The following is a 26,953-nucleotide window of genomic DNA, read 5'->3' on the forward strand; positions in this document are numbered from 1 at the left end:
GAGACTAGCGCCCGGACAGCCCGTCGAACATGACAGCCAGAGTCTTCGTGCGCAGGTCCGGATCCCAGCGGTGGTGCTGGGCGGCCAGGCAGGCGGCGGCCAGCAGCGCGAGCAGCTCGGGCATCCCCACGTCGCGGCGCACGGCCCCCGCCTCCTGCGCGCGGGTCAGCAGCGTCTCGATGGCCGGTCTGACGTCGGGCGCGCTCTCCTTGGCGTCGATGCCCGCGCTGGTGAGCGCGTCGGTGAAGACCTTCTTGGCCGTCGCGTCCTCGACGACGGCGGCGAAGAAGGTGAACAGCGCCTCGCCGGGATCGCCGGCCCCGGCCAGCTCGCCGGCCCTGTCGATCAGCCGGAGCTTCCTGTCGACGACGATCGCCTGGTAGAGCGCCTCCTTGGTGGGGAACTGGCGGTAGATCGTGCCCACCCCGACCCCGGCCAGGTCGGCGATGTCGCGCATGGAGGCGGACAGCCCGTCGCGCGCCAGCACGACCTCCGCGGCCTCCAGGACGCGGGCGCGGTTGCGCTGGGCGTCTGCGCGCATGCGTCACCCTTTCTCGTTGACAAGCGGAACAACTGTTCCGTATCGTCCAAGCGGAACAACAATTCCGATTCTAGGGGATTCCGCATGGACCACGTCATGCTGGGCGCCTCCGGGCTGCGCGTGTCCCGCGCCTGCCTGGGCACCATGAACTTCGGCACCGCGAACGGCCTGGCGGCCACCGGCGAGGACGAGGCGACGAAGATCGTCGACGCCTTCCTGGAGGCGGGCGGGAACTTCGTCGACACCGCCGACATGTACCACCGGGGCGAGACCGAGGAGATCCTCGGCCGCGCGCTCAGGGGCCGCCGCGACTCCGTGGTGCTGGCCACCAAGGGCGCGCTGCTCCCCGAGGGCAGGGGCCTGTCGCGCCGCCACCTCACCAGGGCGCTGGAGGGCAGCCTGCGCCGCCTCGGCACCGACCACGTCGACCTGTACCAGTGCCACCTGTGGGACGGGGTCACCCCGATCGAGGAGACCATGGCCACCCTCGACGGTTTCGTCAGGTCGGGCAAGGTGCGCTACCTCGGCTGCTCCAACTTCAGCGCCGAGCAGATCGTGGAGTCGCAGTGGGCCGCCGCCCGCGTGAACGGCACGCCGTTCGTCTCATTGCAACCGCAGTACTCGCTGATCGCGCGCGACATCGAGGCCGAGGTCCTGCCCGCCTGCGCGCGCCACGGCCTGGGCGCCATCGTGTACGGCACGCTGGGCGGCGGCATCCTCGCCGGTCGCTACCGCAGGGACACCCCGCCCGACCCGGACAGCAGGATGGGCAGGCTGCTGTCGTCCAGGGCTCCCGGCGCGGTCTGGTGGGCCGAGACGCTGCTCGCCGAGCGCCACCTGGAGATCGGCGAGCGGGTGGCCGAGGTAGCGTCCTCGCTCGGCGCCGAGCCGTCCGCCGTGGCGCTGGCGTGGGTGGCGGCCAGGCCCGGGGTGTCCAGCGTGATCATCGGACCGCGTTCGGTGGCGCAGCTCCACGAGAACCTGGCCGCGTTCGCGCTCGACCTGCCCGCCTGGGCCACCGAGCGGCTGGACGAGGTCTCCACGCCGGAACCCCGGGGTACCGACGGGTCCTTCTTCCATCTGCGTCCCACTGGTTAGGGTTGGCCGTGTGAGCGAACCCCTTGTGCACAGGATGCGCGCCTTCGGCACCACGATCTTCGCCGAGATGAGCGCGCTTGCCGTACAGACCGGATCGATCAACCTGGGCCAGGGGTTCCCCGACACCGACGGGCCGTCGGCGATGCTGGAACGGGCGGTCGAGGCGATCAAGGGCGGCGCCAACCAGTACCCGCCGGGCCCCGGGGTGCCCGAGCTGCGCGAGGCGGTCTCCGAGCACCGGGCGAGCCACTACGGCCTGCAGTACGACCCGGCGGGGGAGATCCTCGTGACGGTCGGCGCGACGGAGGCGATCGCGGCCTCGGTGCTGGCGCTGTGCGAGCCGGGCGACGAGGTGATCGCGTTCGAGCCCTACTACGACTCCTACGCCGCCTCGATCGCCATGGCCGGGGCGCGCCTGGTCGCGGTCACGCTGCGGCCGGTGGACGGGCGGTTCACCTTCGACCCCGCCGAGCTGCGCGCGGCGGTCTCACCGCGCACCAAGGCAATCCTGGTCAACTCGCCGCACAACCCCACGGGCACGGTGTTCACCCGCGGCGAGCTGACCACGATCGCCGAGCTGTGCCAGGAGCGCGACCTGATCGCGATCACCGACGAGGTCTACGAGCACCTGACGTTCGACGGCGCCGAGCACGTGCCCATGGCCACGCTGCCCGGCATGCGCGAGCGGACCGTGATGATCTCCTCCGCGGGCAAGTCGTTCTCGGTGACCGGGTGGAAGACCGGCTGGATCTGCGCGCCGCCGCCGCTGGTCAAGGCGGTCCAGACGGTCAAGCAGTTCCTCACCTTCACCGCTTCGGCGCCCTGGCAGCTCGCCGTGGCGTACGGCCTGCGCAACGAGCTGCAGTGGGTCGCCGGGCTGCGTGCCGAGCTGGAGAGCAAGCGGGACCGGCTGATGGAGGGGCTGAGCGCGGCCGGGTTCGAGGTGCTCAAGCCGTCGGGCACCTACTTCGTGCAGACCGACATCCGCCCGCTGGGCTTCACCGACGGCCTCGACCTCACCAGGAAGCTGCCCGCCCTGGCCGGGGTCGTCGCCATCCCCACCCAGGTGTTCTACGACCACCAGGAGCGCGGCAGCCACTTCGTCAGGTTCGCCTTCTGCAAGAAGGACGAGGTCATCGACGAGGCGGTCACCCGGCTGAAGCACCTGTCACCATGACGACGACCACCGCGGCGACCACGACCAGCGCGCCGATCACGGTGAAGATCCACCCGAGCAGCGCCCCGCTGCCCAGCGGGGTGTCCACCCGCGCCCGCCGCGGGTCGCGCGGGTCGTAGACCACGACGACCTGGCGGCCGACCTCGGCGGGGGCGGGGCTGGACCCGATGTCCGACTCCACCTCCAGCCAGGCCCCGTCACGGGTCTGGAAGCGCAGCGTCGGGTAGTGCACGCCGCCGTTGTCGCTCGACTGCCAGCGCAGCCGGGTCACCACGGCGTACGCCCTGACCCCGTTCGCGGCCAGCCATCGCGCGCCCAGGACATGATTCACGCCGACCCCGCAGAACAGCAGGCCGAACACCGCCAGGCCCGCGGTGAGCAGATAGGTCATGGACCCAGGACCATAGCGGGCCATAGGGTCTTTTCTGTGCAATCGCTCGGACCTCAGGACCCCTCGCAGCTGGGCGGACACCGCCTGGTGGGCGTCCTCGGCAGGGGCGGGCAGGGCTCCGTCTACCTCGGTGAGACGCAGGACGGCGCCCGTGTGGCCATCAAGATGTTGCACGACCAGGTCGCCCTCGGCCAGGACGCGCACCGCAGGTTCCTGCGCGAGGCGGACGCGGCCAGGCGGGTCGCGCCGTTCAGCACCGCCCGGGTGCTCGACGTCGGGATCGCCGACGAGCGGCCGTTCCTGGTGAGCGAGTTCATCTCGGGGCCTTCGCTGGACGAGCTGGTCCGTCGCGAGGGGCCGCGGTCGGGCAGCGGGCTGGTACGGCTGGCCGTGTCGACGCTGACCGCGCTGGCGGCGATCCACCGGGCGGGGATCGTGCACCGGGACTTCAAGCCGAGCAACGTGATCATGGGTCCCGAGGGGCCGGTGGTGATCGACTTCGGGATCGCGCGGGCGCTGGACCACACGACCACGCACGGGGTGCTGGGGACGCCCGCGTTCATGGCGCCAGAGCAGTTCGAGGGGGCGCAGCTCAGCGCGGCGGCCGACGTGTTCAGCTGGGCGATCACGATGGTGTTCGCGGCGTCGGGGCGTCCGGCGTTCGCTGGGGACAGCATGCCGGCGTTGATGCACGCCATCATGACGCGCGCTCCCGACCTGTCGGGGGTGCCGGTGGAGCTGCGTGAGCTGCTGGCGGCCTGCCTGGCCAAGGCGCCGGCCGACCGGCCGACGACCGCCAGCCTCCTGGCCACCCTGACCGGCGACCACCCGCCGCCGGCGCAGAACCGCACCGCGCCGGAAACCCGCGCCTACACCCGGCACGACTCCGGCCCCCACCACCCCACCGACCCCCGCCAGAGCGGAGGCCACCACCAGCCGGGTTACCAGCAGTCGGGACCCCAGCAGTCGGGACCCCAGCAGCCCGGCTATCAGCAACCCGGCTATCAGCAGCCGGGCTATCGGCAGCCAACGCGGAAGCCGTCCGGGGTCGAGGCTCTGGAGGCCGTGCCGTCCGGGCCCGCCGTGGCCGCGATGGCCCTCGCCGGGCTGGCCGCACTCGCCGGCCTCATCCACGTCCTCGTCATCCTGCGCGGCCTGGTCACCGACGACTACACCGCCTTCCTCGACTGGAACGGCTGGGAGACCGTCCGCCTGGGCGCCCTGAGCCTGTTCGCGACCGCCCTGTGCATCGCCCTCTGGCGGGCACGACGAGCCGCCGCCCTCGTCGCGCTGGCCGCCGTCCCCGCCCTGGTCCTCCACGCCGGATGGGCGTACGTCTTCGATGCCAACCCCGAGCTCCCCGGCATGGCCGTGGGCGTGCTGAGCGGCGTCGTCCAGTCGGCCATGTTCGTCGCGCTCGGCGCGCTCACGTGGCGCTGGAGCAAGGTCGGCGGCGCGATCGCGCTGCTGGTCGGGGCGGGGCTGGTCGTGGAGAACCTCCTGTGGTCCGTGCTCGTCCTGTCCGGGTTCGACAAGCAGTGGGCCTTCAAGGCGCTGGACCTGGGCACCGGGCTCAACCGCGCCCTCGTCGCCGCCTGGCTCGTGGCGCTGGCCCTCCTCCTCGGCCGGGCCGTACGGGCTAGAGCGCGCAGGACTCCTTGAACCCCTGACCCGTGAGCCCGGCCGCGCTGTTGAGGCGGGAGCGCAGGTTCTCCACCGCCACGATCGCGGTCAGCTCCACCAGCTGCGCCTCGCTCAGGTGCGCCTTGAGCCCGTCGACCATGGCGTCGGTGACCTGCGGCGGGGTGGCCGTCATCGCCTCGGCGTACTCGATGACCAGCCGCTCCAGCGGCGTGTACACCTCGCTGGAGCGCCAGCCGGCGATCGCCTCGATCTTCGCCACGGGCACCCCGTGGGAGTGCAGCTCCCAGTAGCCGAAGTCGAGGCACCACTCGCACCCGATGCTCGCCGCCGAGGCCAGCACGGCCAGGCCCTTGAGCTTGCGGTCGAGCTTGCGCCACCGCAGCACGCCCATCTCGAACAGGCCGTAGGTGACGAAGACCGCCGTATTGTGGCCGGCCACCTTGAACGGGTCGGGCACCTTTCCGTAGGAGCGCCTGCAGTACCACTCGCTGAGGCGGTACATCAGGCCGCGCGGCGGGGTGAGCGAGATCCTGGGCATGGGGAAACCTCCTGAGTCACCACATAGACGGAGCAGACCACGCCGGGCGTGACATCATGGGGCGGGTGATCGTTCTGCTCGGGGGAGCGTCGGGGGTCGGCAAGAGCCAGATCTCCTACCGGCTCGCCGCCCATCTCGGGGTCCCGCTGGTCGAGGTCGACGACATCGTCGAGGCGCTCCAGGCGATGACCACGCCCGAGCAGCTGCCGCTCCTGCACTACTGGAACACCCAGCCGCACCCCACCGACCCCCAGCAGATTGTGGAGCTGCAGATCGCGATCGCCGAGGCGCTGGTCCCCGCGGTCGACGCGGTCATCGCCAACCACCTGGAAACGGGCACGCCGGTGGTCATCGAGGGCGACTACCTGCTGCCCACCCCAGGGGTGAAGACCGTCATCCTGCACGAGCGGGACGAGGCGCAGATCGCGCGCAACTACCTCGCACGCGAGCCTGAAGCGGGCGACCAGAGCGGGCGCGCGCTGGTCAGCCGCATGTACGGCGACTGGCTGGCCGGGCGCGCGAGGGCGGCTGGAGCCGCGGTCGTCGAGGCCAGGCCATGGTCAGACGTCTTCGAGCGGGTCCTGAAGGAAGTCGTCGACGGCGGCTAGGAACTCCTGCGGCGCGTCGGCGTGGATCAGGTGGCCGACGTCGATCGTGACGAGCTTCGCCCCGGGGATCAGCGCGGCCGTCCGGTCGGCCGGCACGTGCGTGGACGGCCCGCCGTACAGAACCATCGTGGGTACGGTGACCCGCCCGAGCCCCTCGGCCCACGCGGGGTCCGGGGCGGCGAACTGCCGCTCGGTGTCGAGCAGCATCTCGGCCTGGGGATCGCCGGGGTCCACCTCGGGCGCCGCCCGGATGATCGGCAGCGGGGGCGGCGGGTCCTCCAGCACCATCCGCGAGACGCGCGACGGGTGCAGCATCGCCAGGTGGTAGGCGACCATCCCGCCCAGCGAGTGCCCGATCACCGCCGCCCGCTCCACACCCAGGTCGTCGAGCAGCCGGGCGACGTCCTCTGCCATGTCGGGCAGCGCGTAGGAGCCCGGGTAGGGGCTCTTGCCGTGCCCGCGCAGGTCCGGTCTGATCACCTGGAAGCGCCGGGCGAAGTGCACGACGAAGGGCGCCCAGGTGAGGCCGGAGTCGGTCCTGCCGTGCAGGAGGACGAGGGGCGGGCCCTCGCCAGCCGTCCGATAGGCGAGCTTGATCCCGTTCACGAGGCGACTGTAGCCGAAGAACCCTCGCCGAGTGGGCAGACATTGCCCATGAACCGGGCGTAACCGCTCGGTAGCGTCGCGACCGTGGGTGAACGGGTACTGATCGCGCTCGGCGGCAACGCCATGACCGGCCCCGACGGCAGCGCGGCTCCCGAGGAGCAACGGGCGGCCGTCGAGAGCGCCATGACGCAGGTGCGCCACCTCGTCGACGCCGGGCACGAGGTGATCCTCACTCACGGCAACGGGCCGCAGGTGGGCAACCTGCTGCTGAAGAACCAGCTCGCGGCCGACGTGGTGCCGCCGGTCCCGCTCGACTGGTGCGGCGCGCAGACGCAGGCGACCATCGGCATGCTGATCATGAACGCGCTGCCGTACACGACGGCCACGATCGTCACCCGCACGCTCGTCGACCCCGCCGACCCGGCCTTCGCCGACCCGGTCAAGCCGATCGGACGCTACTTCACCGAGGCGGAGGCGCGCAGGTTCGAGAAGCTCGGGCAGAGCTGGCGCCGCTTCGACCGCGGCTGGCGCCGGGTGGTGGCCTCGCCGGAGCCGCTGGAGATCCTCGACGCCCCCGCCGTGCTGGTGCTGATGCGGGCCGCGTACACGGTGGTGGCGGCGGGCGGCGGGGGAGTGCCGGTGGTACGGCAGGCGGACGGCTCGCTCGCCGGGGTCGAGGCCGTCATCGACAAGGACCTCGCCGCCGCGCTGCTGGCGCGAGCCGTACGGGCCACGACCCTGATCATCGCGACCGACGTCGAGAACGCGGTCGTCGGGTACGGCGGGCCCGACCCGCGCCCGATCGGCAGGATCACCGCGCAGGAACTGCGTGTCCTGCACGCCGCGGGGCACTTCGCCGGGGGCAGCATGGGACCCAAGGTGGAGGCGGCGCTGCGGTTCGTCCACGGCGGCGGCGAGCGCGCCGTGATCACCTCACTGAACGGCATTTCCGGAGACAGCGGGACGAGAGTGGAGAAGTAGATGCCTGAGCCGATCGACGTGCGCAAAGTGGCCATCGAGAGCGTGACCGACGCGTCGGGCCTGGAACGGCTCATCACGGACGGGGAGATCGAAGCGCACCGCGTGCTCGCCGTGATCGGCAAGACCGAGGGCAACGGCGGCGTGAACGACTACACCCGCATCCTGGCCGACCGGGCCTTCCGCGAGGTGCTGGCCAGGCACGGCCACCCGGCGCCGGACAGCGTGCCGCTGGTCTGGTCGGGCGGCACCGACGGCGTGCTCAGCCCGCACGCCACCATCTTCGCCACCACCGCTTCCTATGAGCGCACGGACGAGCCGCGCGTCTCGGTCGGCATCGCGATGAGCGACGTCATCCTGCCCGAGGACATCGGCCGGCCGGCGATGGTGGAGAAGGTCGCGGCCGGGGTGCGCGAGGCGATGAAGGTCGCGGGCATCGACGACCCGGCGGACGTGCACTACGTGCAGACCAAGACGCCGCTGCTCACGCTGGCCACCATCACCGACGCCAAGAGCCGGGGCAAGGACACCGCGATCGAGGAGACCGGCCCGTCGATGGACCTGTCGAACTCCACGACCGCGCTGGGCATCGCCGTCGCGCTGGGCGAGATCGAGATGCCGAGCGCCGGGCAGATCCACAAGGACCTGTCGCTCTACAGCAGCGTCGCCTCGTGCTCGTCCGGCGTGGAGCTGGACCGGGCGCAGATCGTGGTCGTCGGCAACGTGCGCGGCATCGGCGGGCGCTACCGGGTCGGCCACTCGGTGATGAAGGACGCCATCGACGCCGACGGCATCTGGGCGGCGATCCGCTCGGCGGGCCTCGACCTGCCCGATCGCCCGCACCCTTCGGACCTTCAGGGGCGGCTGGTGAACGTCTTCATGAAGTGCGAGGCCGACCCGACCGGCCGGGTGCGCGGACGGCGCAACATCATGCTCGACGACTCCGACGTGCAGTGGCACCGCCAGATCAAGGCGGCCGTGGGCGGCGTGGCCGCGGCGGTCACCGGCGACCCGGCGATCTTCGTCTCCGTCGCCGCGGTCCACCAGGGGCCGTCAGGAGGCGGCCCCGTCGCCGCGATCGTCGATCTCGGCTAGGTGGTCGAGGTTCGCGTCGTGCTCGGGCTCGCCGCCGAACCACGCGTCGAGGATCTCGTGCAGCACCACTTCCGAGGTGAGCCGCAGGCTCAGGGCCAGGGCGTTCGCGTCGTTCCACCGGCGGGCGCCCGAGGCCGTGTAGGCGTCCGTGCACAGCGCGGCGCGGACGCCGCGCACCTTGTTGGCCGCGATCGACGCGCCGGTGCCCGTCCAGCAGCACACCACGGCCTGGTCGGCCTTGCCCGAGGCGATGTCGCGCGCGGCCGCCTCTGAGGCCCAGGCCCAGTCGTCCCGCTCGCCGTCGCCGAGGGCGCCGTGCGCGATCACGTCGTGCCCGCGCTCGGTCAGGGCTCGCACGAGGGTCGAGGCCACGCCGTCCAGGCTGTCCGCTGAAACCGAGATCCGCATACTGCTGATTATTGGGCCTTTGCCGCAGTTCCGAGCCGTTTTATGGTCCAAGGTTGGGCGCCCATTCCTCAACCGACTCGGACCGGCGATGACGCCGGTGACGGAGGAGTCATGCGCCTCAGACGTGCGTTATACGTGCTCGCTGCCGCTGCCCTGGTCACTGCGGGACTCTCGGTGACCCCGGCGGAGGGCTTCGCCTTCAAGGACCTCACCCCGCTGCAGAAGCGCCTCGTCTCCGGCGCGCTCACCGAGGCGCTCGGCGACGACCACTCGGCCAGGAGAAGCCTGGGCGCCGGCCGCCCGGCCACCCAGGACTGCGACAACCGCATCGCCGACAACGTCAAGGTCAACCAGAACTGCCAGAACCCCACCGACGCCGACCTGCACGGGCGCGGCCAGGCGCAGAACGAGACCTGGATCGCCGCCAACCCGCGCGACGCCCGCCAGCTGCTGGCCGCCTACAACGACTACCGGCGCGGCGACGGCACCTGCGGCGTCTCCTACTCCGGCGACGGCGGCGCGCGCTGGGCGGACGCCACCACCCCCAACGGATTCACCAGGGGCACCGCCTTCGGCAAGCCGCGCCAGTACTGGCAGGGCGGCGGCGACCCGTCCGTCGCCTGGGACTCCAGGGGCAACGCCTACCTGTCGTGCCTGTCGTTCAACCGCGGCACCGCGGTGTCGCCCAACGCCGACCAGTCCAGCGGCATCTACCTGTTCAGGTCCGCCACGGGCGGCGCGTCATGGACGTTCACCGGTCGCCCGACGGCCGAGCACTCCGACCCAGAGGGCGACGACGGCTTCCTGCACGACAAGCAGCTCATGACCGTCGACGCCTCGACGTCGAGCCCGTTCCGCGACCGCGTCTACGTGACGTGGACCAAGTTCGACTCCGACGGCACCGCCTACATCGTCAGCTCGCACTCCGCCGACTCCGGCGAGACCTTCAGCCCGCTCGTCGTGGTCAGCACGGACTCCGCGCTGTGCCAGAACACGCTGGGCCTGCCCACCCCGGCTGGGCGGTGCAACGTCAACCAGTTCTCCCAGCCGGTGACCGCGCCAGACGGCACCCTGTACGTCGTCTGGGCCAACTTCAACAACGCCGTCACCGGTACGGACAACCGCAACCAGATGCTGGTGTCGAAGTCCACCGACGGCGGCGCCACGTTCTCGCCGCCGGTCAAGGCGGGTGACTTCTACGAGCTGCCGGACTGCCTGACCTACCAGAACGCCAACGCCTTCCGCTCGTGCGTCCCGGAGAAGGGCGCCACCCAGAACTCCGTCTTCCGCGCGGCCAACTACCCCTACATCGCCGTCAACCCCAGGAACCCCGCCCAGATCGCGGTCGCCTACGGCTCCTACATCAACCGCAACTCCCAGGAGAGCAAGGGCTGCACGCCCGCCGGCTTCTCGGCGACCACCGGCATCAACCTGTACGACGGAGTGAAGGCGGGCGGCTGCAACAACGACATCGTCCTGTCCGAGTCGTCCGACGGCGGCGCGAGCTTCGCGGGCACCGCCGCCGACGTCAGGACCCTGCCGAGCCTGTCCGACCGGCCCGCCCAGCGCACCACCGACCAGTTCTTCCACGGCCTCGACTACAGCCCGACCGGCAGGCTCGTGGCCGCCTACTACGACCGCCAGTACGGCAACGCCAACGCGACCGGCTTCTCCGACGTGTCCCTGACCGTCAAGGGCGGCTCGACCAGGCGCGTGACGAGTTCGAGCATGCCCCCGGCCAGCCAGTTCGGCGGCGCGTTCTTCGGCGACTACATCTTCGTCGAGGCCACGGCGGCCCACGCCTACCCGGTGTGGTCGGACACCCGCGCCAAGGCGCTGTTCGTGTGCGCTCCCGCGGTCTGCACGGCGCCGGCGCCGAACGCCGACCCGGCCAACGACCAGGAGGTCTACGTGTCGAAGGAGCCGCTGTCCTAGCAACGAACTTTTCGTTGCTCAGGATCACAAGCGGTCAGGAATGTTGGGGTCGTGACTCCGCATGGTCAGCATTCGTTCACAGCTGACCGGAAGGAGCACCCCCTCATGAGCAAGCGGATCGGCGCGATCGTGTGCGCGCTGAGCCTGGTGTTTTGCGCGACGGCGCTGAACCCACGGCCGTCCATGGCCGCCCAGGGCACCACGCTGAGGGCGGCGATGGACGGCTCAGGCGTGGACACCCTCAACCCGTTCCTCGCCTTCTTCAACGGCGCGCTCGACGTGTTCGGCCTGGTCTACCCCTCGCTCAACTCCCTCGACCCCAGTGGCGTGCCGGGACCCTACCTGGCCACCGAGTGGAAGAGCGAAGGCAACACCTGGACCTTCACCATCAGGGACGGCCTGAAGTGGAGCGACGGCCAGCCGATCACCGCTGAGGACGCCGCCTGGACGCTGAACCTCATCAAGGACGACGCCGTCGCGGGAACCGCCAACGGCTCGCTGGTCTCCAACTTCGCCAAGGTCGAGGCGACGAGCCCGACGACGCTCGTCATCACCACCAAGGCGCCGCAGGCGAGCGTGCCGTACGTCAGCATCCCCACCACGGGCATCCCGATCGTGCCCAAGCACGTGTGGGAGCCGCTGGCCAAGAACCTCAAGGACGCCAAGAACGACACCTTCCCGCTGGTCGGCTACGGGCCGTGGAAGCTGACCGACTACAAGCAGGAGCAGTACGCCACCTTCGAGGCCACCAAGGACTTCGTGCTCGGCGCGCCGGTCTACGACCGCCTGGTGCTGCAGAGTTTCAAGTCGGCCGACGCCGCCGTCGCCGCGCTGCGCAGCGGGCAGATCGACTACAAGCCGGGCGTCAACCCGACCCAGTTCAAGGCGCTGCAGGCGGACAAGAACATCAGGGCGGTCCAGACGGTCGGCAACGGCTGGATGGGCCTGGAGATCAACCACAACGCCCGCACCCGCACCGGCAAGAAGATCGGCACCGGCCACCCCGCGCTCGCCGACCCGGTGCTGCGCAGGGCGATCGCGCTGGCCACCGACAAGCAGACCCTGGTCACCAAGGTGATCGACGGCGTCGGCCAGGTCGGCGCCGGATACCTGCCGCCCGCGTGGCCGCAGTGGAACTGGAAGCCCGCGCAGCCCACCCCGTTCGACCCGGCCCAGGCCAACAAGGTCCTCGACGAGGCCGGCTACACCAAGGGCGCGGACGGCGTGCGCACCGACCCCAAGAGCGGCAAGCCGCTGGCCTTCCGCCTCGGCATCCACTCCGACGACTCCGCCGACGCCGCGATCTCCGGCTACCTGGCCGGCTGGCTCAAGGACATCGGGATCAAGCTCACCATCCAGTCGCTCAGCATGAGCGCGCTCAACAGCGACCTGGCCAAGGGCGACTGGGACCTGCTCATGGACGCCTGGACCACCGGCCCGGACCCGACGTACCTGCTGGGCATCCAGAGCTGCGCCACCCTGCCCAAGGACGACGGCACGGGCGGCAACACCGACTCCTTCTTCTGCGACGAGGCCTACGACAGGCTGTTCAAGCAGCAGCTCACCACGTTCGACCAGGGTGAGCGGGCCAAGGTCGTCGCGCAGATGCAGGAGATCCTCTACCAGGCGAACGTCAACCAGATCTACTACTACGGCAACGGGCTCGACGTGGCGCGCAAGGACACCGTCGACGGCCTCACGCTGGGGCAGCCGGACGCGAGCGGCGTCTACCCGGCGCAGACGGCCTTCTGGAGCTACCTCAAGGCCGCTCCGGTGGTGAAGTCGGCCAAGGTGGAGGACTCGAGAAATGTCCTCATCTGGGTGATCGGTGGGCTGCTCATCGTGCTGGTCGCGGGGGCCGTGGTCCTGCGCCGCCGTACCAAGGACGACCGTGAGTAAGTACCTCCTGAGGAAGCTGGCCGCGGCGCTGGTCAGCTTCCTCGTCACCCTCGTCATCGGGTTCGTGATCTTCAGCCTGATGCCGTCCGACCCCGTGCGCACCCTCACCAGGGGCCGCCCGACCAACGAGGCGCAGCTCGCCCAGATCCGCGTGCAGCTCGGGCTCGACGAGCCCATCTGGTACCGGTTCCTGAGCTTCGTCGGCGACACCGTGCAGGGCAAGCTCGGCTTCTCCTGGCAGTTCCAGCAGTCGGTGTCGTCGCTGGTGGCCGAGCGGATCGGGCCGACCCTGCTGCTCATGGGCGCCTCGGCGGTGATCTCCATCGCGCTCGGCCTGTGGCTGGGCGTGCGCAGCGGCTGGCGGCACGGCAGCCCGTTCGACCGGGTGTCGTCCGGGGTGTCGCTGACGCTGTGGTCGGTGCCGACGTTCTGGCTCGGCATGATCCTGCTGATCTTCTTCAGCAGCGTGCTGCCCAGCGGCGGCATGAGCGACCCCAGCCTGGCCGCCTCGGGCCTGGAGCACCTCCTGGACGTCAGCCGCCACCTCGTGCTGCCCGCGCTGACCATGGTGCTGGTGGTCTTCGCGCAGTACGTGGGCGTCATGCGCTCGTCCATCATCGACGAGCTCGGCAGCCCCTACCTGCTCACGGCGCGGGCCAAGGGCCTCAGTGACGCCGTCGTCCGGCGCAGGCACGCCGTCCCCAACGCGCTGCTGCCGTCCGTGACGGTGATCTTCATGCACCTCGGCACGCTGGTGACCGGCGCGATCACCGTCGAGGCCGTCTACTCCTGGCCTGGGCTCGGCTACCTCACCTACGAGGCGCTGAAGATCCCGGACCTGCCGCTGCTCCAGGGCACCTTCATCATCTTCAGCGCGAGCGTGATCGTCATGAACCTGCTGGCCGACGTCGCCTACCGCTTCCTCGACCCCCGGGTGCGTGCCCAGTGAAGTGGGGTATCGGGGTTCTCGCCGCCTTCGCGGTGCTCGCGGTGACCGCGCCGCTGTTCATCGGCGCCGACCAGCTCGACGTCGTCAGGGTCGACGGGCCGCGCCTCGCGCCGCCCAGCCTCGACTACCCGCTCGGCACCGACCTGGCCGGGCGCTCCATCCTGGCCCTGGTGATCTGGGGCAGCCGCGAGTCGCTGGCGATCGGCGTCATCGCGACCGTGCTGACCGTCCTGGTCGGCACCGCCGTCGGGCTGGTCGCCGGTCACTACCAGGGACGGCTCGGCCAGGCGCTCATGCACGTCACCGACTGGTTCATCGCGCTGCCCAGCCTGCCGCTGGCCATCTCCCTGTCGGCCGTGCTCGGCCAGGGCGCCGCCTCCATCACGATCGCGATCGCGGTCACCTCGTGGACGGCGACCGCCAGGTTGGTGCGCGCCCAGACGCTGGCCGTGGAGGCCAGGCCGTACATCGAGCGGGCCAGGGCGCTCGGCGCCGGGGACCGCCAGGTCATGGTGCGCCACGTGCTGCCCAACGTGCTGCCGCTGGTGCTGGTCTCCAGCACGCTGACGATCGCCTCGGCGATCCTGTCGGAGGCGACGCTGACCTTCCTCGGCCTGGGCGACCCGACCAGCGTGACCTGGGGCTCGATGTTGCAGACCGCGTTCTCCGGCGGCGCGGTCACCGCGGGCGCGTGGTGGTACCTGATGCCGCCCGGCATCGCGATCCTGCTCGTCGTGCTGGGTTTCACCCTCATCGGCCGCGCCGTGGAGAGCAGGATGGTGACGCATGCTTGAGGTCGTCGACCTACACGTCAGGTACGGCGAGGCCCCGGCCGTGCGCGGGGTCAGCTTCACCCTGGAACGCGGCCAGACGCTGGGCGTGGCGGGGGAGTCGGGCTGCGGCAAGTCCACGATGGCGCTCAGCCTGCTGCGCCTGCTGCCCCCTTCGGCGCGGGTCACCGGCCAGGTGCTCTTCCAGGGCGAGGACCTGCTCACGGCGCGCTGGTCGCGGTTGCGCGCGGTGCGCTGGTCGAAGGCGTCGGTGGTGTTCCAGGGGGCGATGAGCGCGCTCAACCCGGTGATGAGCGTCGCCGACCAGCTGTGCGAGCCGATCATCCTGCACGACCGGGCCAAGGGCGCCAGGAAGCGGGCGACCGAGCTGCTGGACAGCGTCGGCATCCCGGCCAGGCGCATGGACTCCTACCCGCACGAGTTCTCCGGCGGGCAGCGGCAGCGCATCATGATCGCGATGGCGCTCGCCTGCCGCCCCGACCTGATCATCGCCGACGAGCCGACGACCGCGCTGGACGTGATGGTCCAGGCGCAGATCATGGACCTGCTGACCGGGCTGGTCGCCTCCTCCGGCGTGGCCGTCATCATGATCAGCCACGACCTGTCGGTGCTGGCGAGCATGTGCGACCGCCTCGCGGTCATGTACGGCGGGCGGATCGTGGAGCTCGGCCCCTCGCGCGAGGTCATCGGCGACCCGCACCACCCCTACACGCGGGCGCTCGCCGGGGCCTTCCCGGTGATCGGGGACCCGGTCTCGCGGCTGGCGCCCTCCGGGCTGCCCGGCGATCCGCCCAGGCCGTCGGAGCTGGGGTCCGGGTGCGCCTTCGCCCCGCGCTGCCCGCACGCCGCCGACGCCTGCCGTACCGACGAGGTCGTGTTGTGGCCCAGCGGCGACGCCCGCTCGGCCGCCTGCCTGCGCGTATTGGAAGGAGAGCCGCATGCTTGAGACCCGCGACCTGTACGTCACGTATCCGGGCGGGGCACGAGCGGTCGACGGCGTGAACCTCCGCGTCGGGCCAGGGGAGATCGTCGCGCTGATCGGCGAGTCGGGGTGCGGCAAGAGCACCCTCGCGCGCGCCCTGGTCGGGCTGGTGAAACCCACCTCCGGCCAGGTCCTCCACCAGGGCGCGCCGCTCGACCCCAAGCGGATGAAGGAGCACCGGCGCAAGGTGCAGCTCGTCCTCCAGGACCCGGGCGGCGCGCTCAACCCGCGCCAGACCGTCTTCGACGCCGTCGCCGAAGGGCCGCGGCTGCACGGGCTCTCCCACGACGTGGCGGGCTCGCTGGCCAAAGCCGGGCTGCGGCCGCCCGAGGAGTACTTCCGCCGCTACCCGCACGAGCTGTCCGGCGGGCAGCAGCAACGCGTCGTCATCGCCGGGGCGCTCGCGCTCAACCCGTCGGTGATCGTCGCCGACGAGCCGGTCGCCTCGCTCGACGCCTCGGTGCGCGGCGAGATACTCAAGCTGCTGCTCGGCCTGCGCGACGAGCTCGGACTGTCCGCGCTGGTCGTCAGCCACGACCTGGGGCTGGCGTGGAACATCGCCGACCGGGTCGCGGTGATGTACCTCGGCAGGATCGTCGAGACCGGCACCGTCGAGGAGGTCCTGCTGCGCCCGCGCCACCCCTACACCAAGGCGCTGCTGTCGGTCCTGCCGTCCTCGCCCGAGCGGATCGTGCTCAGCGGCGAGCCGCCCGACCCCACCCGGGTGCCCGGCGGCTGCCGGTTCCACCCGCGCTGTCCCATCCGCGTGGACGGCTGCGCCGTACACGATCTGCCTGTTCTGCCCGCGGACGACTCCGTGGCCTGTCTGGAGGTTGTTCAGTGATCCGCTTCGCCCAGCCGCGACCCCTGCGCCGAGGTGACCGGTTGGCGGTGATCGTCGCATCGAGCCCGTGCAATCAGACCAAGCTGGCCGGCGGCGTTCAGGTCCTGGAAGACGCCGGTTTCGTGGTGGACGTCCTCGACTCCGCGCGGGCGTCCGGCACCGAGTACGACTACCTGGCGGGCGACGACGCGCTGCGCGCAGCCGACCTCACCCGCGCCCTGTCCGACCCGTCGTACGCCGGGATCTTCTTCGCGGGCGGCGGGTACGGCGCGCAACGCACCCTGGAGCTGGTCGACTTCTCTTTGGTGTCGTCGCCGCCCAAGGTTGTCGTCGGCTACTCCGACGTGACCGCGCTGCTGGAGGCGATCGCCGTCAAGCTCGGCTGGGGCACCTTCTACGGGCCGATGGTCGCCTGCGACGACTTCCACCTGGGCGCGGGCTCCTACGCCTTCACCGAGCTCATGACCATGGTCACCGAGCCGCCGGCCGAGCTGGTCTTCCCCGACGCCAGGACCATCGTGCCCGGCGTCGCCGAGGGCGTCACCCTGGGCGGGTGCGCCACGCTGCTGGCCGCCAACCTGGGCACCGACACCAGCCTGCCCGCGTCGGGGGCGATCCTGTTCCTGGAGGACGTGGACGAGCTGCTGTTCCGCCTGGACCGCATCCTCACGCAGCTGCGCCGCTCCACCTACACCGACGGGGTCGCCGGGATCCTGCTCGGCACGTTCACCGAGTGCGGCGACCCGCGCGACGTGGAACGGCTGCTCGTCGACCGCTTCAGCGACCTGGGCGTGCCCGTGCTCGCCGGGGCCGACATCGGGCACAACATCCCCACGCAGACGTACCCGATCGGGGTTCCGGCGCGGCTGGACGCGACGTCGGGGGTGCTGACGCTGCTCAAGCCGCCCGTGGCGTAGGGGTCTGACGCGGTGCGGGCCGTCCGTGGCGTAGCCTCGGACGTTGTGCCGAGCATCCCGCAACCCCTGGTCCCGTCGGACGACGGCAGTGCCGACCCCGCCGTCGCCGCCGCCCTGGCCGCGTACGCGTCGGGGACCGCAGACGCGACAGCCGTCCTGTCCGCGCTGACCGGCTCCCGCCTGCTGGTGCCCGTGGTGGCGCTGCTCACCTCTTCCGAGGTGGGCGCGCACGGCCTGAAGCAGGAGAAGGAGAGCGAGATGGCCCTCCCGAAGCTGGTCGGCAAGGACGGCAGGGAGGCGGTGCTGGCCTTCACCTCGGGCGAGTCGCTGGCGCTGTGGCGGCGCGACGCGAGGCCGATCCAGGCGAGCGTGATGCAGGTCTGCCAGGCGGCGGTCCACGAGTCGGCCGCCGCGGTGGTCATCGACGTGGCGGGCCCGGTCCCGTTCCCCATCGAAGGCCAGGTCCTGGAGGTCCTGGCCGCCGTGGAGTCGGGCACGTTGGACCAGGTCGAGGACGTGACCGTCGCCCGCATCGCCCCGGCCCGCCGCCGCTGGTTCTCCCGCCGCTCCCGCTAGTAGGGCGGCTCCTGCTGGATGGACGACCCAGGACCTAGGGCGTGCTTCCCGCTCACGGTGGTGTCCTCATGCACGACGATCATGAGGTCCGTCTTTCCTGCGAACGGAGCGAGGCTGACGTTGGAGAAACCGCCGAGCTCCAGCCGCCGAAGGTCCGGGAGCGCGGCCAGCGGGCTGATGTCGCGTGTTCCTATGTGGATCAGCGTGACCTCGGTCAGGGTTGGACAGCGGCGTAGGGCGCGAAGGTCGGTCACCCCTGGGCACCCGTCCAGGCGGAGGGCGGTGAGTTCCGGCAGCTCCTCCCCGAGCTCCAGGAACGGCGCATCCATGATGTACATGTAGCGGAGAGCCTGGGGCAGGACGAGGTCACACACGGCTCCAGAGAGGGTGAGGCTCTCAAGCTGGTCGCAGGCTCCGAGGATGTTCAGGTCGGCGACCCTGTCGCGGAGGAGCCAGTTGAGGTGGCGGAGCTCCTTCAGCTGGGGCAGGTACGCGGCGTGGGCGGGATCGGTGAGGAACACGTAGCCGTGCGGCCCTGTGTTGGACACGACCTCGTGGAAGTAGCCGTCGGGCGCGAAGTACGACCAGCAGTCGATCGCGGCCTCCCGGGCGGCCTCGCACCGGCGGGCCAGCCGGACGATCAGTGGGAAGGCGTCGGGGCTCCGGGTCAGTGCCGCCGCGTGGACCGACCACCGGGCGTCCACGTCGGACATGTCCGTGGCGTCTTCCAGCAGTTCGAGCATGAAGTCGCCCAGGGGAGCGAGCACCTCCGCCGACTCCAGGTCGCGTGGCGGGATGAACGCCGCCGCCAGTTCCTGGGCACTCGCCAGCAGTCCCGCGTCCAACTGCCGCGCGGCCTGCGCGCACGCCACCGCCAGCAGCGCGAGCTCCTCGGACCCGCGTTCCAGAACCCCGCCCACCAGCTCGTTCGCCTGCCGCAACGTCGCGTGCCCAGCCGCCATCACGGTCACGTCCCGCCACTGGTCGTCGCCGGCGTGTGCGATCAGCTGCCCCACGTCGTCGGCGCGCATCGCGGCCCAGCCGGCCAGATACTCCTGGAACGTCTTGTGCACGAAGTCGACCCGCCCCTGCACCGGCTCCCTCAGCAGCCCGGAGCGCTCCAGCAGGTAACGCAGCAACGTCTCACCGTCGGCGGTGATCTCCTTGACGGTCGCCGCGATCCGCCCCAGCTTCTCGGCCGCCCGCTCGACCGGCACGTCCGACCAGCCGTTCATCACCAGCCAGTACGCCAGCTCAGCCAGCAGCACCCGCTGCAACGGCGGCGCCACCTCCAGCGCGACCGGCACCCCGCGAGCCCGGTCGCGCCCGCCCAGGAGCATGGACAGCGCCGCGTCGTACACCTCCATCCTGCTCTGCGGCAGCCCTGACCCCTCCCTGTTCAGCGCGCACAACAGCGCGGCCAGCAAGGGGCTCACCGCCAGCTGCCGCACGTGCCTGTCGTGGTCGATCGAGGCGAGCAGCCGTCCCTTGTCGTCGGCGAGCGCGTCGCGGTCGGCCGCGTCGGTCAGGTGGTCGTTCATCGCCTCGTGCCAGCGCCCGACGAACTCGCGCACGTCCGAGCGCGACATGGGTTGCAGCGTGGCCACCGGCGTGCGGTCCAGCGATCGCCACGAGTCGTCCAGCGCCGCCGTACGCGAGGTGATGACGTAGCGGGCGGCGGGGAAGTCGGCCATCAGGTCTTCCAGCCAGCGCCGCACCTCCTCGCGCCGCTCGCCCTCGTGGACCTCGTCCACGCCGTCGACCAGCACCAGCGCCCGCCCGGCGCGCAGGAGCCCGTTGACCCAGCCAGGCGGCATGTCGGCGGTGTGGTTGGCGGCGACGGTCTCCACGAACCGCGCCGGGGTGGGCAGCGGCTGGTCGGAGTAGCGGCGCAGCGGGATGAAGAACGGCACGCAGCCGTTCCACCCGGCCAGCGACCCGCCCAGGCCGTCCGTGGCGGCCCGTACGGCGAGCCAGCGCAGCAGCGTCGTCTTCCCCGAGCCAGCCTCTCCCGCGATCAACGTCCTGGCCTGGCCGGACAGGGCGTCCTCCACCCGCGTCCCGGTGATCCCCCTGTCTCCCGTCGCCACGCCGAGGCTGAGGTAGGCCACGCTCAGCGGGTAGTGGCGGCTGGCCTCGCCGAGCCGGGTGACGCCGAACAGCTCCATCCGGTCGAGGCGGTTGACCAGCGCGCGCCGGTAGTCGACCTCGAAGTCGTCCACGGCCCGCCTGCTGGGCAACCGGGCGAGCACCTCGCGCAGCTGCTCGTCGAGGCTGGTCTGACGGCCGAGCAACGCGCGCAGCGACTCCGCCTGGAACTGGGGGAACGTGGTCGCCGCCTCCACCAGGTAGTCGCACGACTCGCGCAGCACCAGCCGGTAGAGCTCGACGCCCCCGGAGGACAGCCGCGCACGTCCCAGGACCTCGCGGGACGAGGGGCGTAGCCGCTCGCCGACGGTCACCGCGTCGAGGTCGGCGGCGATGAGGCCCTGCAGATCGAGCGCACCGCCCACCATGGTGTCCGTCGCCGCCAGGACCGCCGCCGCCCGCTCGTTGGACGGCAGGCGCCGGTATTCCGAGGAGTCGACCAGCCCGCGCAGCCGGTGCGCGACCACGTCGGCGCACGCGTCGAAGGTGCGCTCGATCTGCCGCCGTTCGATGACGTCGTTCACCCGGCCCTTGACCAGGTCGGCGATCGTGGCCGCCGCGTCGGAGACGTCACCGGTGAGCAGGAAGCAGGAGGCTTTCACGATGGCGGTGGCGAGGTCGACGATGGCGTTGTCAGGGGCGGCCATGCGCCCATAGTGCAGCATTCAGTGCCGTAGGGTCGGTCAGATGTGGGTGGTCGTGGCGGTGGTGGCTGGCTTCCTGGCGGGAGCCTGGATCCGGGCGTTCGCCGGGCGTTTCGAGGCGGAGCCCGAGGACACCCGGCGGGAGCTGCGCGAGGCGCTGCTGGCCAGGCCCGCGTTGCTCGGGAACCCCGTGGTGCCGGTCGCCGCCGCCGTCCTGTGCGGGCTGGTGGTGTGGCGGGCGGCTCCGCCGTACCTGCCTGGGGTGTTGTTCTTCGTGCTGGTCGGTACGGCTCTCGCGGTCATCGACTGGCGGACCTTCCGGTTGCCTGACCTGATCACGTTGCCGTCCTATCCGGTGTTGGCCGTTCTGCTGGTCCCTACCGGGGAACTGCCTCGGGCGCTGCTTGGAGGGTTGGCGCTCGCCTTGGTCTACGGGGTGATGTGGTTTGTTCGGCCGTCGGCGCTCGGGCTGGGGGACGTCAAGCTGGCCGGGCTCATCGGGATGGTGGCCGCCTCCGTCAGCTGGCAGGCGCTGGTGGTCGCGGCCGTCGCCGGGCAGGTGCTCGGGGCGGTTTACGCGGTCGGGCTGCTGGTCACGCGGAAGGGGAACTCGAAGACCGAGTTCCCCTTCGGGCCCTTCATGATCCTTGGATGTGTTGGTGCCGTTCTCCTGGCCGTCTAGAAGCCGGTGTTGGTGAACCCGGTTCTGGCCACGATGTCGCTGTAGTTGTTGACGTCGAAGTCCTCGGTGTAGAAGAAGGTGAATCCCGAGGAACCGGCGCTGACGGCGGTCGCGAACTGGTTGCCCGTCGTGTTGGGGTTCATCCGCTCACAGGGGAAACGCCCGGTGGTGGTGCCGTCGGCGTTGAAGCCTCTGGCGTACACCTCGTAGGAGCGGTCGGAGTTCCACAGGTCGGACTCCGTCCACCCCACCACGAACCGGCCGGTGGAGTCGGTGGCGATCGACGGGGTGCCCTGCACGGCGCAGGCGCCGTTGTGGCACAGCGGCGGGTACTCGAGGTTCGAGTCCGCCGCCTGGTTCTTGGTGAACTTGCCGTAGGCGACGGGAAGTTCGGCGAAGCGGGAGGACAGCGTCCCGGTGAGGCCGCGGGCGCGCACCCGCCACACGCCGTCGACGTTGTCGCTCCAGGCCACCACCACGGCCCCGGCCGAGGTCGAGGCCACCACGGGCGCCAGATGCTGCGTGGCCGCGTTCGTGTTCACCTTGGTACGGCCGGCGACCGTGCCGCCGGAGGCCGACAGCCGCGTGCCGTACACGTCGGGCGCCTGCTGCCACACGACGGTCGCCACGCCCGTGCCGTCGACCGCGACGTCCGGCCGGAGGCCCGTGCTCACCTGGATCGGACCGTAGGAGCGCGAGGTTAGCGACGCGTAGCCCGCGGCACGGACGGTGCCGGTCGCCGCGTCCTCCCACACCACCGTGAACCCGCCGCCACCGGTCACCGCGATCTCGGGACGCGTCTGGTCCTGGCGCCACTCGGGGTCGTTGGCCCAGATCGTGGAGCTGAGCTGCCCGGACGGCGAGAGCCTGCGCACCGCGATGTTGTGCTCGCCGCGGCAGTCACCGTCCTCGGCCCACGCGACGTAGGCGTTGCCCAGGTCGTCGACGCCCGCCGAGGGCTGCACGTGGTCGTAGCCGGTGGCGCAGCCGACCCCGCCCATCGAGACCAGGACGGGACCGGTGACGGGCTGGCCGTACCGGTATATGCGCGCGTAGACCTCGGTGCCGCCGCTCTCCCACGCCACGGCGGTGTAGCCGTCGCGCTCCGCCGAGGCGTCGGGGGAGCGCTGGTCCTCCGGGCCGTTGGCCGCCATCTGCAGCGCGGCGTCGGGGTAGGCGGCGGGGACGAGCTTGACCGCCTCGTCCATCAGGTGGACGTAGTCGGCGTCGTAGGCCGCGTAGACGGCCGCGTCGTCCACCCGGACGAAGGAGTCGTCGGAGGCCGTCAGCGAACCGCCGTTGAGGTTGTGCGAGCCGGTGTAGACGTACTTCCGCTGAGCGCCGCCCGCAGCAGCCGACGGCCCGTCGGTCAGGATGATCTTCGAGTGGATGGTGTCCACGTCGCAGCCGCCGCCCTGCGGGTAGTGGCACCCGCCTGGCCGGAAGCTGTGCACCACGATGCCGCCCTGGGCCAGGAGCTTGGCGGTGGCGGTCGTCTGGTTGCCCTCGGGCACGACCACCTGCACGCTGCAGCCCTGCGCCTTCTTCGCCTTCAGGGCGTCGATGACGGCCCCGCGGTCGGTGGCGAACTGGGAGTGCACGACCCGGATGCTCCCCGGGCAGCCGACGTCGTTGATGGCGGTCACCACCGGATCGTCGGCGCGCGGCGTCATCCAGGCGGTGATCTTGCCGCTGGTGGAGGTGAAGGGCGCCGTCCAGACGTAGTTCTGCTGCGAGGCCAGCTTGTCGAAGACGCCGCGGTAGCCCGTGGCCAGGCCGGGATCGCCGGAGCTGATCAGCATGTTGTTGTGCAGGCCGTACGAGGGGCTGAGGTTCTGCGAGCTCTGCGCGACCACGTCGGTCCTGCCGTCGTCCAGCGCGCTGAAGACGGCGAACTTGTGGTGCATGACGTCGTTGTTCGCCGCGCCGTTGCAGCCGTTCTGGCACAGGGTGACGCGGCCCGCGCCGAGCTCCGTGCTCAGGGTGTCGAGTATCGCGTTGTGCCCGTTGCCCTCGGCGACGACCCGGACGTCGACGCCGCGTTGCTTCGCCGCCACGAGCGCGTTCTTGTAGGCGTCGAGCTCCATGACGAAGGTCGCCAGGCGCAGGGTCGAGCCCTGCTCAGCCTTGCCGACCAGCTCCACGAGCTTGTCCTCCAGGGAATGGTCGACGGTGCCCGTGATGCTCGGGACGGTGAACAGGGCCTCCAGCGATGGGGTGGGAGCTACCGGGATCAGGAGGGTGAGCAGGGAGGATAAGCCGATCAGGTGTCTGAGCATGTGACCTCTCTCATCGGATGGTGCGGGTCCAGGCCGCCACTTCGGCCTCGGTCTCGGCCCGCTCCCGCGGCCATCCGCGCACGTCTGGGCGCGTCTGCCACGGCTCGGGTCCCGTCTCCTTGCGGTACTCCACGCCGAGCGCGGCCAGCCGCCGCTCGTGGTGGTGCAACCGTTCGCGGAAGTCGTCGAAGTCGCCGCCCGCCGGGCTCCACACGACCTCGGCGAACGCCGACAGCCGGGGGAAGGCCATGTAGTCGAGGGCGCGGGGTGAGTCGATGTGCTCGGTCCACAGGTTCGCCTGCGCCCCGAGCACGTGCTCGCCGGGGACGGGTTCGAAGGCGTAGACGTCGCGCAGGGAGATGACGCTGCCGATCGGGACCGGTTCCCCCGGATGATCCGACTGGCGGAAGTCGAGATAGAGCTCGGTGAACGGGCAGATCACCACGTCGTGCCCGGCACGGATGGCGGCGCTCACCGCGTTCTGGCCGCGCCAGCAGGCCACGGTCGCGCCCGGCGGCGCGCCGCCCTCCAGGATCTCGTCCCAGCCGAGCAGCCGCCGCCCGCGCGCGGCCAGATGGTCGGCGAAGCGGCCGACGAACCACGACTGCAGCTCGTCCTCGTCGCGCAGGCCCAGCTCGCGCATCCGGCGCTGCGCCGCCGGGCTGTCGCGCCACTGGTCCTTGGGGCACTCGTCGCCGCCCACGCAGACGTACTCGCTCGGGAAGATCTCCATGACCTGGTCGAGCACGGCCCGGTAGAAGTCCAGGGTGGTGTCCTCCACGTTGAGGACGTTCGGCGAGATGCCCCACCGCGTGGCGACGTCGAGAGGAGTGTCCAGGTTGCCCAGCTCCGGGTAGGCGGCGATGGCGGCCTGGGAGTGGCCGGGCAGCTCGATCTCGGGCACCACGGTGACGAACCGGTCGGCGGCGTAGGCCACGATCTCGCGCAGGTCGTCCTGGGTGTAGAAGCCGCCGTGCGGCCGCCCGTCGAAGACGCCGTGCTGGCGCGAGCCCAGCGGGCTCTCGGTGCGCCAGGACCCGATCTCGGTCAGTTTCGGATACCCCTTCACCTCCATCCGCCAGCCCTGGTCGTCGGTGAGGTGCAGGTGCAGCACGTTGAGCTTGTGCGCGGCCAGCAGGTCGACGTAGCGGAGGAGGTCGGGCTTGGGCAGGTAGTGCCGCGCGACGTCGATGAGGCAGCCGCGCCAGCCGTACCTGGGCCGGTCCTCGATCGTCACGGGCGCCACGGCCCACCCGGTCTCGCCGATCGAGCCGCTCCTGAAGGCGGCGGGCGGCAGGAGCTGCCGCAGGGTCTGCGCGCCGTAGAAGGCTCCGGCCGCGTCGCCCGCCTCGATGCGCACCCCCTCAGCCCGTACGGCCAGCCGGTAGGCCTCGGGGCCGAGCCCCGGGTCGTGCGAGAACGCGATCGCGCCGGCGGAGGAGCCGGGCGGCAGGACGGGCATGAGCACGCCGCGCAACCACGCCGCCGCCTTCCCCAGCGAGGGGGGCGCGGTGATCGGGGTGCCTGCTGAAGGGACGAAGGGGTCGCCCGGCTCGGTGGTGAGCCGGGCGGGCCTGGGCAGCGTCATTTGGCGGCGGGCTCCAGGTTCATGATCGCCACAGCGGGCTGCGCGGCCAGGCCGAGCGCGGGCAGGTAGTCGCCCTCGCCCTGCTGCGGGAAGCGCCAGCTCGCGTCGTTGACCGACACAGAAGCGCCTGAGGAGCCGAGCGGGATGTTGAAGCGCTGGTCGACGAAGCGCCGCTGGATGTCCCAGCCGACCTGCTGGATCTTCTCGTCCGAGGTGGCCGCGGCGAGCTCGCCGAGCAGCCCGTCGAGCTTGTCGTCGCGCACCCGCCCGTAGTTGTCGGCGGCGGGCTTGCCGGTGGGCGCGGTGAGCGAGCCGTTCAGCGCGTTGAAGTTGCAGTAGACGCTGCACCCGCCGCCCTGCCACATGAACAGGTCGAAGTCGCCCTTCTTGATCTGGTCGACGTAGCTGGTGCCCTGGGTGCGTACCGTGACCTCCAGGCCCAGCGCCTCCTTCCACTGGGCGGCGACGACCCGCATCGTGGTGGCGTCGTCCTCGCGGCCGTTGAGCGTGATCGGGTAGCTCTTGCCGTCCTTGACCAGCGCCCCGCCGGAGACCGTGTAGCCGCCCGCCGCCAGCTCGCTCTTGGCCGCCGCCACGTCCTGCGTCTGGAGCCTGTCGCGGAACTCGGGGGCGAGCGCGTCGCCGAAGACCTTGGCGTCCATGCCGGTGACGTTGCCGACCTGCACCCCGTTGTGCAGCACCTGGACCAGCTTGGCGTTGTCGAAGGCGGCGTTCAGCGCCCGCCTGACGTGCACGTCGTCGTACGGCGCGCGCTCCAGGTTGAAGGTGACCATGAAGTAGGCGCTGGCCGCCATCCAGAACCGGTGCTCCGGCTTGGTCGTCCACTGCTTGGCCGGGTCGGCCCACCTGATGTTGGCCCAGTCGGCCTCGCCCTTGAGCAACGCGCTCTGCGCCGCGTCCGGCGAGCCTGACGCCAGGATCTTCACGCTCTTGACGCCCTTGGACCGCCCGCCCCACCAGTCGTCGCGAACCTTGAGCGTGACCTGCTGCGGGGTGAACCGCTCCACGGTGAACGGCCCGGTGGTGACCGGGGCCGGGTTGGTCCAGGTGGTCAGGTCCTGGGCGGCGAAGACGTGCTCGGGCACGATCAGGCCGTAGGTCCAGCCCCAGTCGCTGAGCATGACCCGCGAGGCCTTCTCGAAGTGGAACGCCACGGTGTTGTCGTCGATCTTGTCCATCGAGGCGAACGACGGCTTGAGGAAGGGCAGGTCGGGATACTTGGCCGGGAGCGTGACGAAGCTGTACTCCACGTCGGACGAGGTGAAGGGCTTGCCGTCGGACCAGGTGGCGTTCTTGCGCAGCTTCATGGTGAGCGTCCTGGCGTCGGCCGACCACTCCCAGGACTCGGCCAGGTACGGCTTGAGCTCCATGTGGTTGTCGTCGAGCCTGACCAGCGGCTCGTACATCATGTTGAGCAGCGGCCCGGTGGTGGGCGCGCTGGGGTTGTAGTTGTGCACGAACGTCGGGGTGAGCGGCCAGCCGACCAGCTTCAGCAGCCCGTCGCCGCCCGACGCCTTGGGCGGGCTCCCGCCGCAGGCGGTGAGGGCCAGGACGGCGGCCACGGCCAGGAGGGCGAATCTGCGCATGGCGAAGAGACCTTTCGAGCTAGGGGGG

Annotated in this window: 24 protein-coding genes; 15 read left to right on the forward strand and 9 right to left on the reverse strand. The window is 71.0% G+C overall.

Annotation, left to right across the window (positions count from 1 at the left end; genetic code table 11):
* Positions 1-4: 4 nt before the first annotated feature.
* On the reverse strand, positions 5-541 hold the full coding sequence (locus ACIBG8_RS32750; RefSeq protein ID WP_397346913.1) for a TetR/AcrR family transcriptional regulator: 537 nt from the start codon (positions 539-541) through the stop codon (positions 5-7).
* Between the two features lie 84 nt (positions 542-625).
* Here ACIBG8_RS32750 and ACIBG8_RS32755 point away from each other — a divergent pair, with 84 nt between their 5' ends.
* Both ACIBG8_RS32755 and ACIBG8_RS32760 read left to right on the forward strand, forming a co-directional pair.
* On the forward strand, positions 626-1,639 hold the full coding sequence (locus ACIBG8_RS32755) for an aldo/keto reductase (protein WP_397346914.1): 1,014 nt from the start codon (positions 626-628) through the stop codon (positions 1,637-1,639).
* A 10-nt stretch (positions 1,640-1,649) separates the two neighbouring features.
* Entirely contained in the window at positions 1,650-2,816 is a 1,167-nt protein-coding gene (locus ACIBG8_RS32760; protein ID WP_397346915.1) for a pyridoxal phosphate-dependent aminotransferase, read from the forward strand.
* On the opposite strand, the gene ACIBG8_RS32765 is transcribed toward ACIBG8_RS32760, so the two are convergent.
* On the reverse strand, positions 2,788-3,207 hold the full coding sequence (locus tag ACIBG8_RS32765) for a DUF3592 domain-containing protein (RefSeq protein ID WP_397346916.1): 420 nt from the start codon (positions 3,205-3,207) through the stop codon (positions 2,788-2,790). The genes ACIBG8_RS32760 and ACIBG8_RS32765 overlap by 29 nt on opposite strands.
* Positions 3,208-3,243: 36 nt before the next feature.
* Between ACIBG8_RS32765 and ACIBG8_RS32770 the strand changes: the two genes are divergently transcribed.
* Complete coding sequence (locus ACIBG8_RS32770; protein ID WP_397346917.1) at positions 3,244-4,869, forward strand: protein kinase; 1,626 nt, start codon at positions 3,244-3,246, stop codon at positions 4,867-4,869.
* Here the strand turns inward: ACIBG8_RS32770 and ACIBG8_RS32775 are convergent.
* Complete coding sequence (locus tag ACIBG8_RS32775; protein ID WP_397346918.1) at positions 4,847-5,389, reverse strand: carboxymuconolactone decarboxylase family protein; 543 nt, start codon at positions 5,387-5,389, stop codon at positions 4,847-4,849. The two genes, ACIBG8_RS32770 and ACIBG8_RS32775, sit on opposite strands and share 23 nt — an antisense overlap.
* A gap of 65 nt (positions 5,390-5,454) precedes the next feature.
* Here ACIBG8_RS32775 and ACIBG8_RS32780 point away from each other — a divergent pair, with 65 nt between their 5' ends.
* Positions 5,455-5,997 (forward strand): hypothetical protein, encoded by a 543-nt coding sequence (locus tag ACIBG8_RS32780; protein WP_397346919.1) that lies wholly within the window; start codon positions 5,455-5,457, stop codon positions 5,995-5,997.
* Here the strand turns inward: ACIBG8_RS32780 and ACIBG8_RS32785 are convergent.
* Positions 5,950-6,603, reverse strand: a complete 654-nt coding sequence (locus ACIBG8_RS32785; protein ID WP_397346920.1) for an alpha/beta fold hydrolase — start codon at positions 6,601-6,603, stop codon at positions 5,950-5,952. The two genes, ACIBG8_RS32780 and ACIBG8_RS32785, sit on opposite strands and share 48 nt — an antisense overlap.
* 84 nt (positions 6,604-6,687) lie before the next feature.
* Here ACIBG8_RS32785 and ACIBG8_RS32790 point away from each other — a divergent pair, with 84 nt between their 5' ends.
* A complete protein-coding gene (locus ACIBG8_RS32790; protein ID WP_397346921.1) occupies positions 6,688-7,584 on the forward strand; it encodes a carbamate kinase in 897 nt (298 codons plus the stop codon).
* The gene (locus ACIBG8_RS32795; protein ID WP_397346922.1) at positions 7,585-8,676 is read left to right on the forward strand and encodes a ring-opening amidohydrolase; all 1,092 of its coding nucleotides are present in this window, start codon (positions 7,585-7,587) and stop codon (positions 8,674-8,676) included.
* Here ACIBG8_RS32795 and ACIBG8_RS32800 read toward each other — a convergent pair.
* On the reverse strand, positions 8,635-9,084 hold the full coding sequence (locus tag ACIBG8_RS32800; protein WP_397346923.1) for an RpiB/LacA/LacB family sugar-phosphate isomerase: 450 nt from the start codon (positions 9,082-9,084) through the stop codon (positions 8,635-8,637). The two genes, ACIBG8_RS32795 and ACIBG8_RS32800, sit on opposite strands and share 42 nt — an antisense overlap.
* A gap of 111 nt (positions 9,085-9,195) precedes the next feature.
* On the opposite strand from ACIBG8_RS32800, the gene ACIBG8_RS32805 reads away from it, so the two are divergent.
* The 8 genes from ACIBG8_RS32805 to ACIBG8_RS32840 all read left to right on the forward strand — a co-directional run bounded on the left by ACIBG8_RS32805 (position 9,196) and on the right by ACIBG8_RS32840 (position 17,977).
* Positions 9,196-11,019 carry a sialidase family protein gene (locus tag ACIBG8_RS32805; protein WP_397346924.1) on the forward strand — a complete coding sequence of 608 codons (1,824 nt, stop codon included), beginning with the start codon at positions 9,196-9,198 and terminating at the stop codon, positions 11,017-11,019.
* 105 nt (positions 11,020-11,124) lie between these two features.
* A complete protein-coding gene (locus tag ACIBG8_RS32810) occupies positions 11,125-12,918 on the forward strand; it encodes an ABC transporter substrate-binding protein (RefSeq protein ID WP_397346925.1) in 1,794 nt (597 codons plus the stop codon).
* Positions 12,911-13,867, forward strand: a complete 957-nt coding sequence (locus ACIBG8_RS32815) for an ABC transporter permease (protein ID WP_397346926.1) — start codon at positions 12,911-12,913, stop codon at positions 13,865-13,867. Before ACIBG8_RS32810 ends, ACIBG8_RS32815 begins: the two co-directional genes overlap by 8 nt.
* Positions 13,864-14,661, forward strand: coding sequence for an ABC transporter permease (locus ACIBG8_RS32820; protein ID WP_397346927.1), 798 nt, complete (start codon positions 13,864-13,866; stop codon positions 14,659-14,661). The genes ACIBG8_RS32815 and ACIBG8_RS32820 overlap by 4 nt, the downstream gene beginning before the upstream one ends.
* On the forward strand, positions 14,654-15,604 hold the full coding sequence (locus tag ACIBG8_RS32825; protein ID WP_397346928.1) for an ABC transporter ATP-binding protein: 951 nt from the start codon (positions 14,654-14,656) through the stop codon (positions 15,602-15,604). The genes ACIBG8_RS32820 and ACIBG8_RS32825 overlap by 8 nt, the downstream gene beginning before the upstream one ends.
* A complete protein-coding gene (locus tag ACIBG8_RS32830; RefSeq protein ID WP_397346929.1) occupies positions 15,597-16,484 on the forward strand; it encodes an ABC transporter ATP-binding protein in 888 nt (295 codons plus the stop codon). Before ACIBG8_RS32825 ends, ACIBG8_RS32830 begins: the two co-directional genes overlap by 8 nt.
* A gap of 47 nt (positions 16,485-16,531) precedes the next feature.
* The gene (locus tag ACIBG8_RS32835; RefSeq protein WP_397346930.1) at positions 16,532-17,401 is read left to right on the forward strand and encodes an LD-carboxypeptidase; all 870 of its coding nucleotides are present in this window, start codon (positions 16,532-16,534) and stop codon (positions 17,399-17,401) included.
* A gap of 45 nt (positions 17,402-17,446) precedes the next feature.
* Positions 17,447-17,977, forward strand: a complete 531-nt coding sequence (locus ACIBG8_RS32840; protein ID WP_397346931.1) for an SseB family protein — start codon at positions 17,447-17,449, stop codon at positions 17,975-17,977.
* Here the strand turns inward: ACIBG8_RS32840 and ACIBG8_RS32845 are convergent.
* Positions 17,974-20,772, reverse strand: a complete 2,799-nt coding sequence (locus ACIBG8_RS32845; protein WP_397346933.1) for an NACHT domain-containing protein — start codon at positions 20,770-20,772, stop codon at positions 17,974-17,976. The genes ACIBG8_RS32840 and ACIBG8_RS32845 overlap by 4 nt on opposite strands.
* Before the next feature lie 40 nt (positions 20,773-20,812).
* Here ACIBG8_RS32845 and ACIBG8_RS32850 point away from each other — a divergent pair, with 40 nt between their 5' ends.
* Complete coding sequence (locus ACIBG8_RS32850; RefSeq protein WP_397346934.1) at positions 20,813-21,451, forward strand: prepilin peptidase; 639 nt, start codon at positions 20,813-20,815, stop codon at positions 21,449-21,451.
* Here ACIBG8_RS32850 and ACIBG8_RS32855 read toward each other — a convergent pair.
* From ACIBG8_RS32855 to ACIBG8_RS32865, 3 genes are read right to left on the reverse strand one after another with little or no spacing between them, the layout of a single operon-like run.
* The gene (locus ACIBG8_RS32855; RefSeq protein WP_397346935.1) at positions 21,448-23,730 is read right to left on the reverse strand and encodes a phosphatidylserine/phosphatidylglycerophosphate/cardiolipin synthase family protein; all 2,283 of its coding nucleotides are present in this window, start codon (positions 23,728-23,730) and stop codon (positions 21,448-21,450) included. The two genes, ACIBG8_RS32850 and ACIBG8_RS32855, sit on opposite strands and share 4 nt — an antisense overlap.
* Positions 23,731-23,740: 10 nt before the next feature.
* Positions 23,741-25,318, reverse strand: a complete 1,578-nt coding sequence (locus tag ACIBG8_RS32860; RefSeq protein ID WP_397346936.1) for a beta-N-acetylhexosaminidase — start codon at positions 25,316-25,318, stop codon at positions 23,741-23,743.
* The gene (locus ACIBG8_RS32865) at positions 25,315-26,925 is read right to left on the reverse strand and encodes an ABC transporter substrate-binding protein (protein WP_397346937.1); all 1,611 of its coding nucleotides are present in this window, start codon (positions 26,923-26,925) and stop codon (positions 25,315-25,317) included. The genes ACIBG8_RS32860 and ACIBG8_RS32865 overlap by 4 nt, the downstream gene beginning before the upstream one ends.
* Positions 26,926-26,953: the final 28 nt, after the last annotated feature.

It is taken from the genome of Nonomuraea sp. NPDC050556, from assembly GCF_044457355.1.
In the GTDB taxonomy this organism is placed as follows: Bacteria; Actinomycetota; Actinomycetes; order Streptosporangiales; family Streptosporangiaceae; genus Nonomuraea.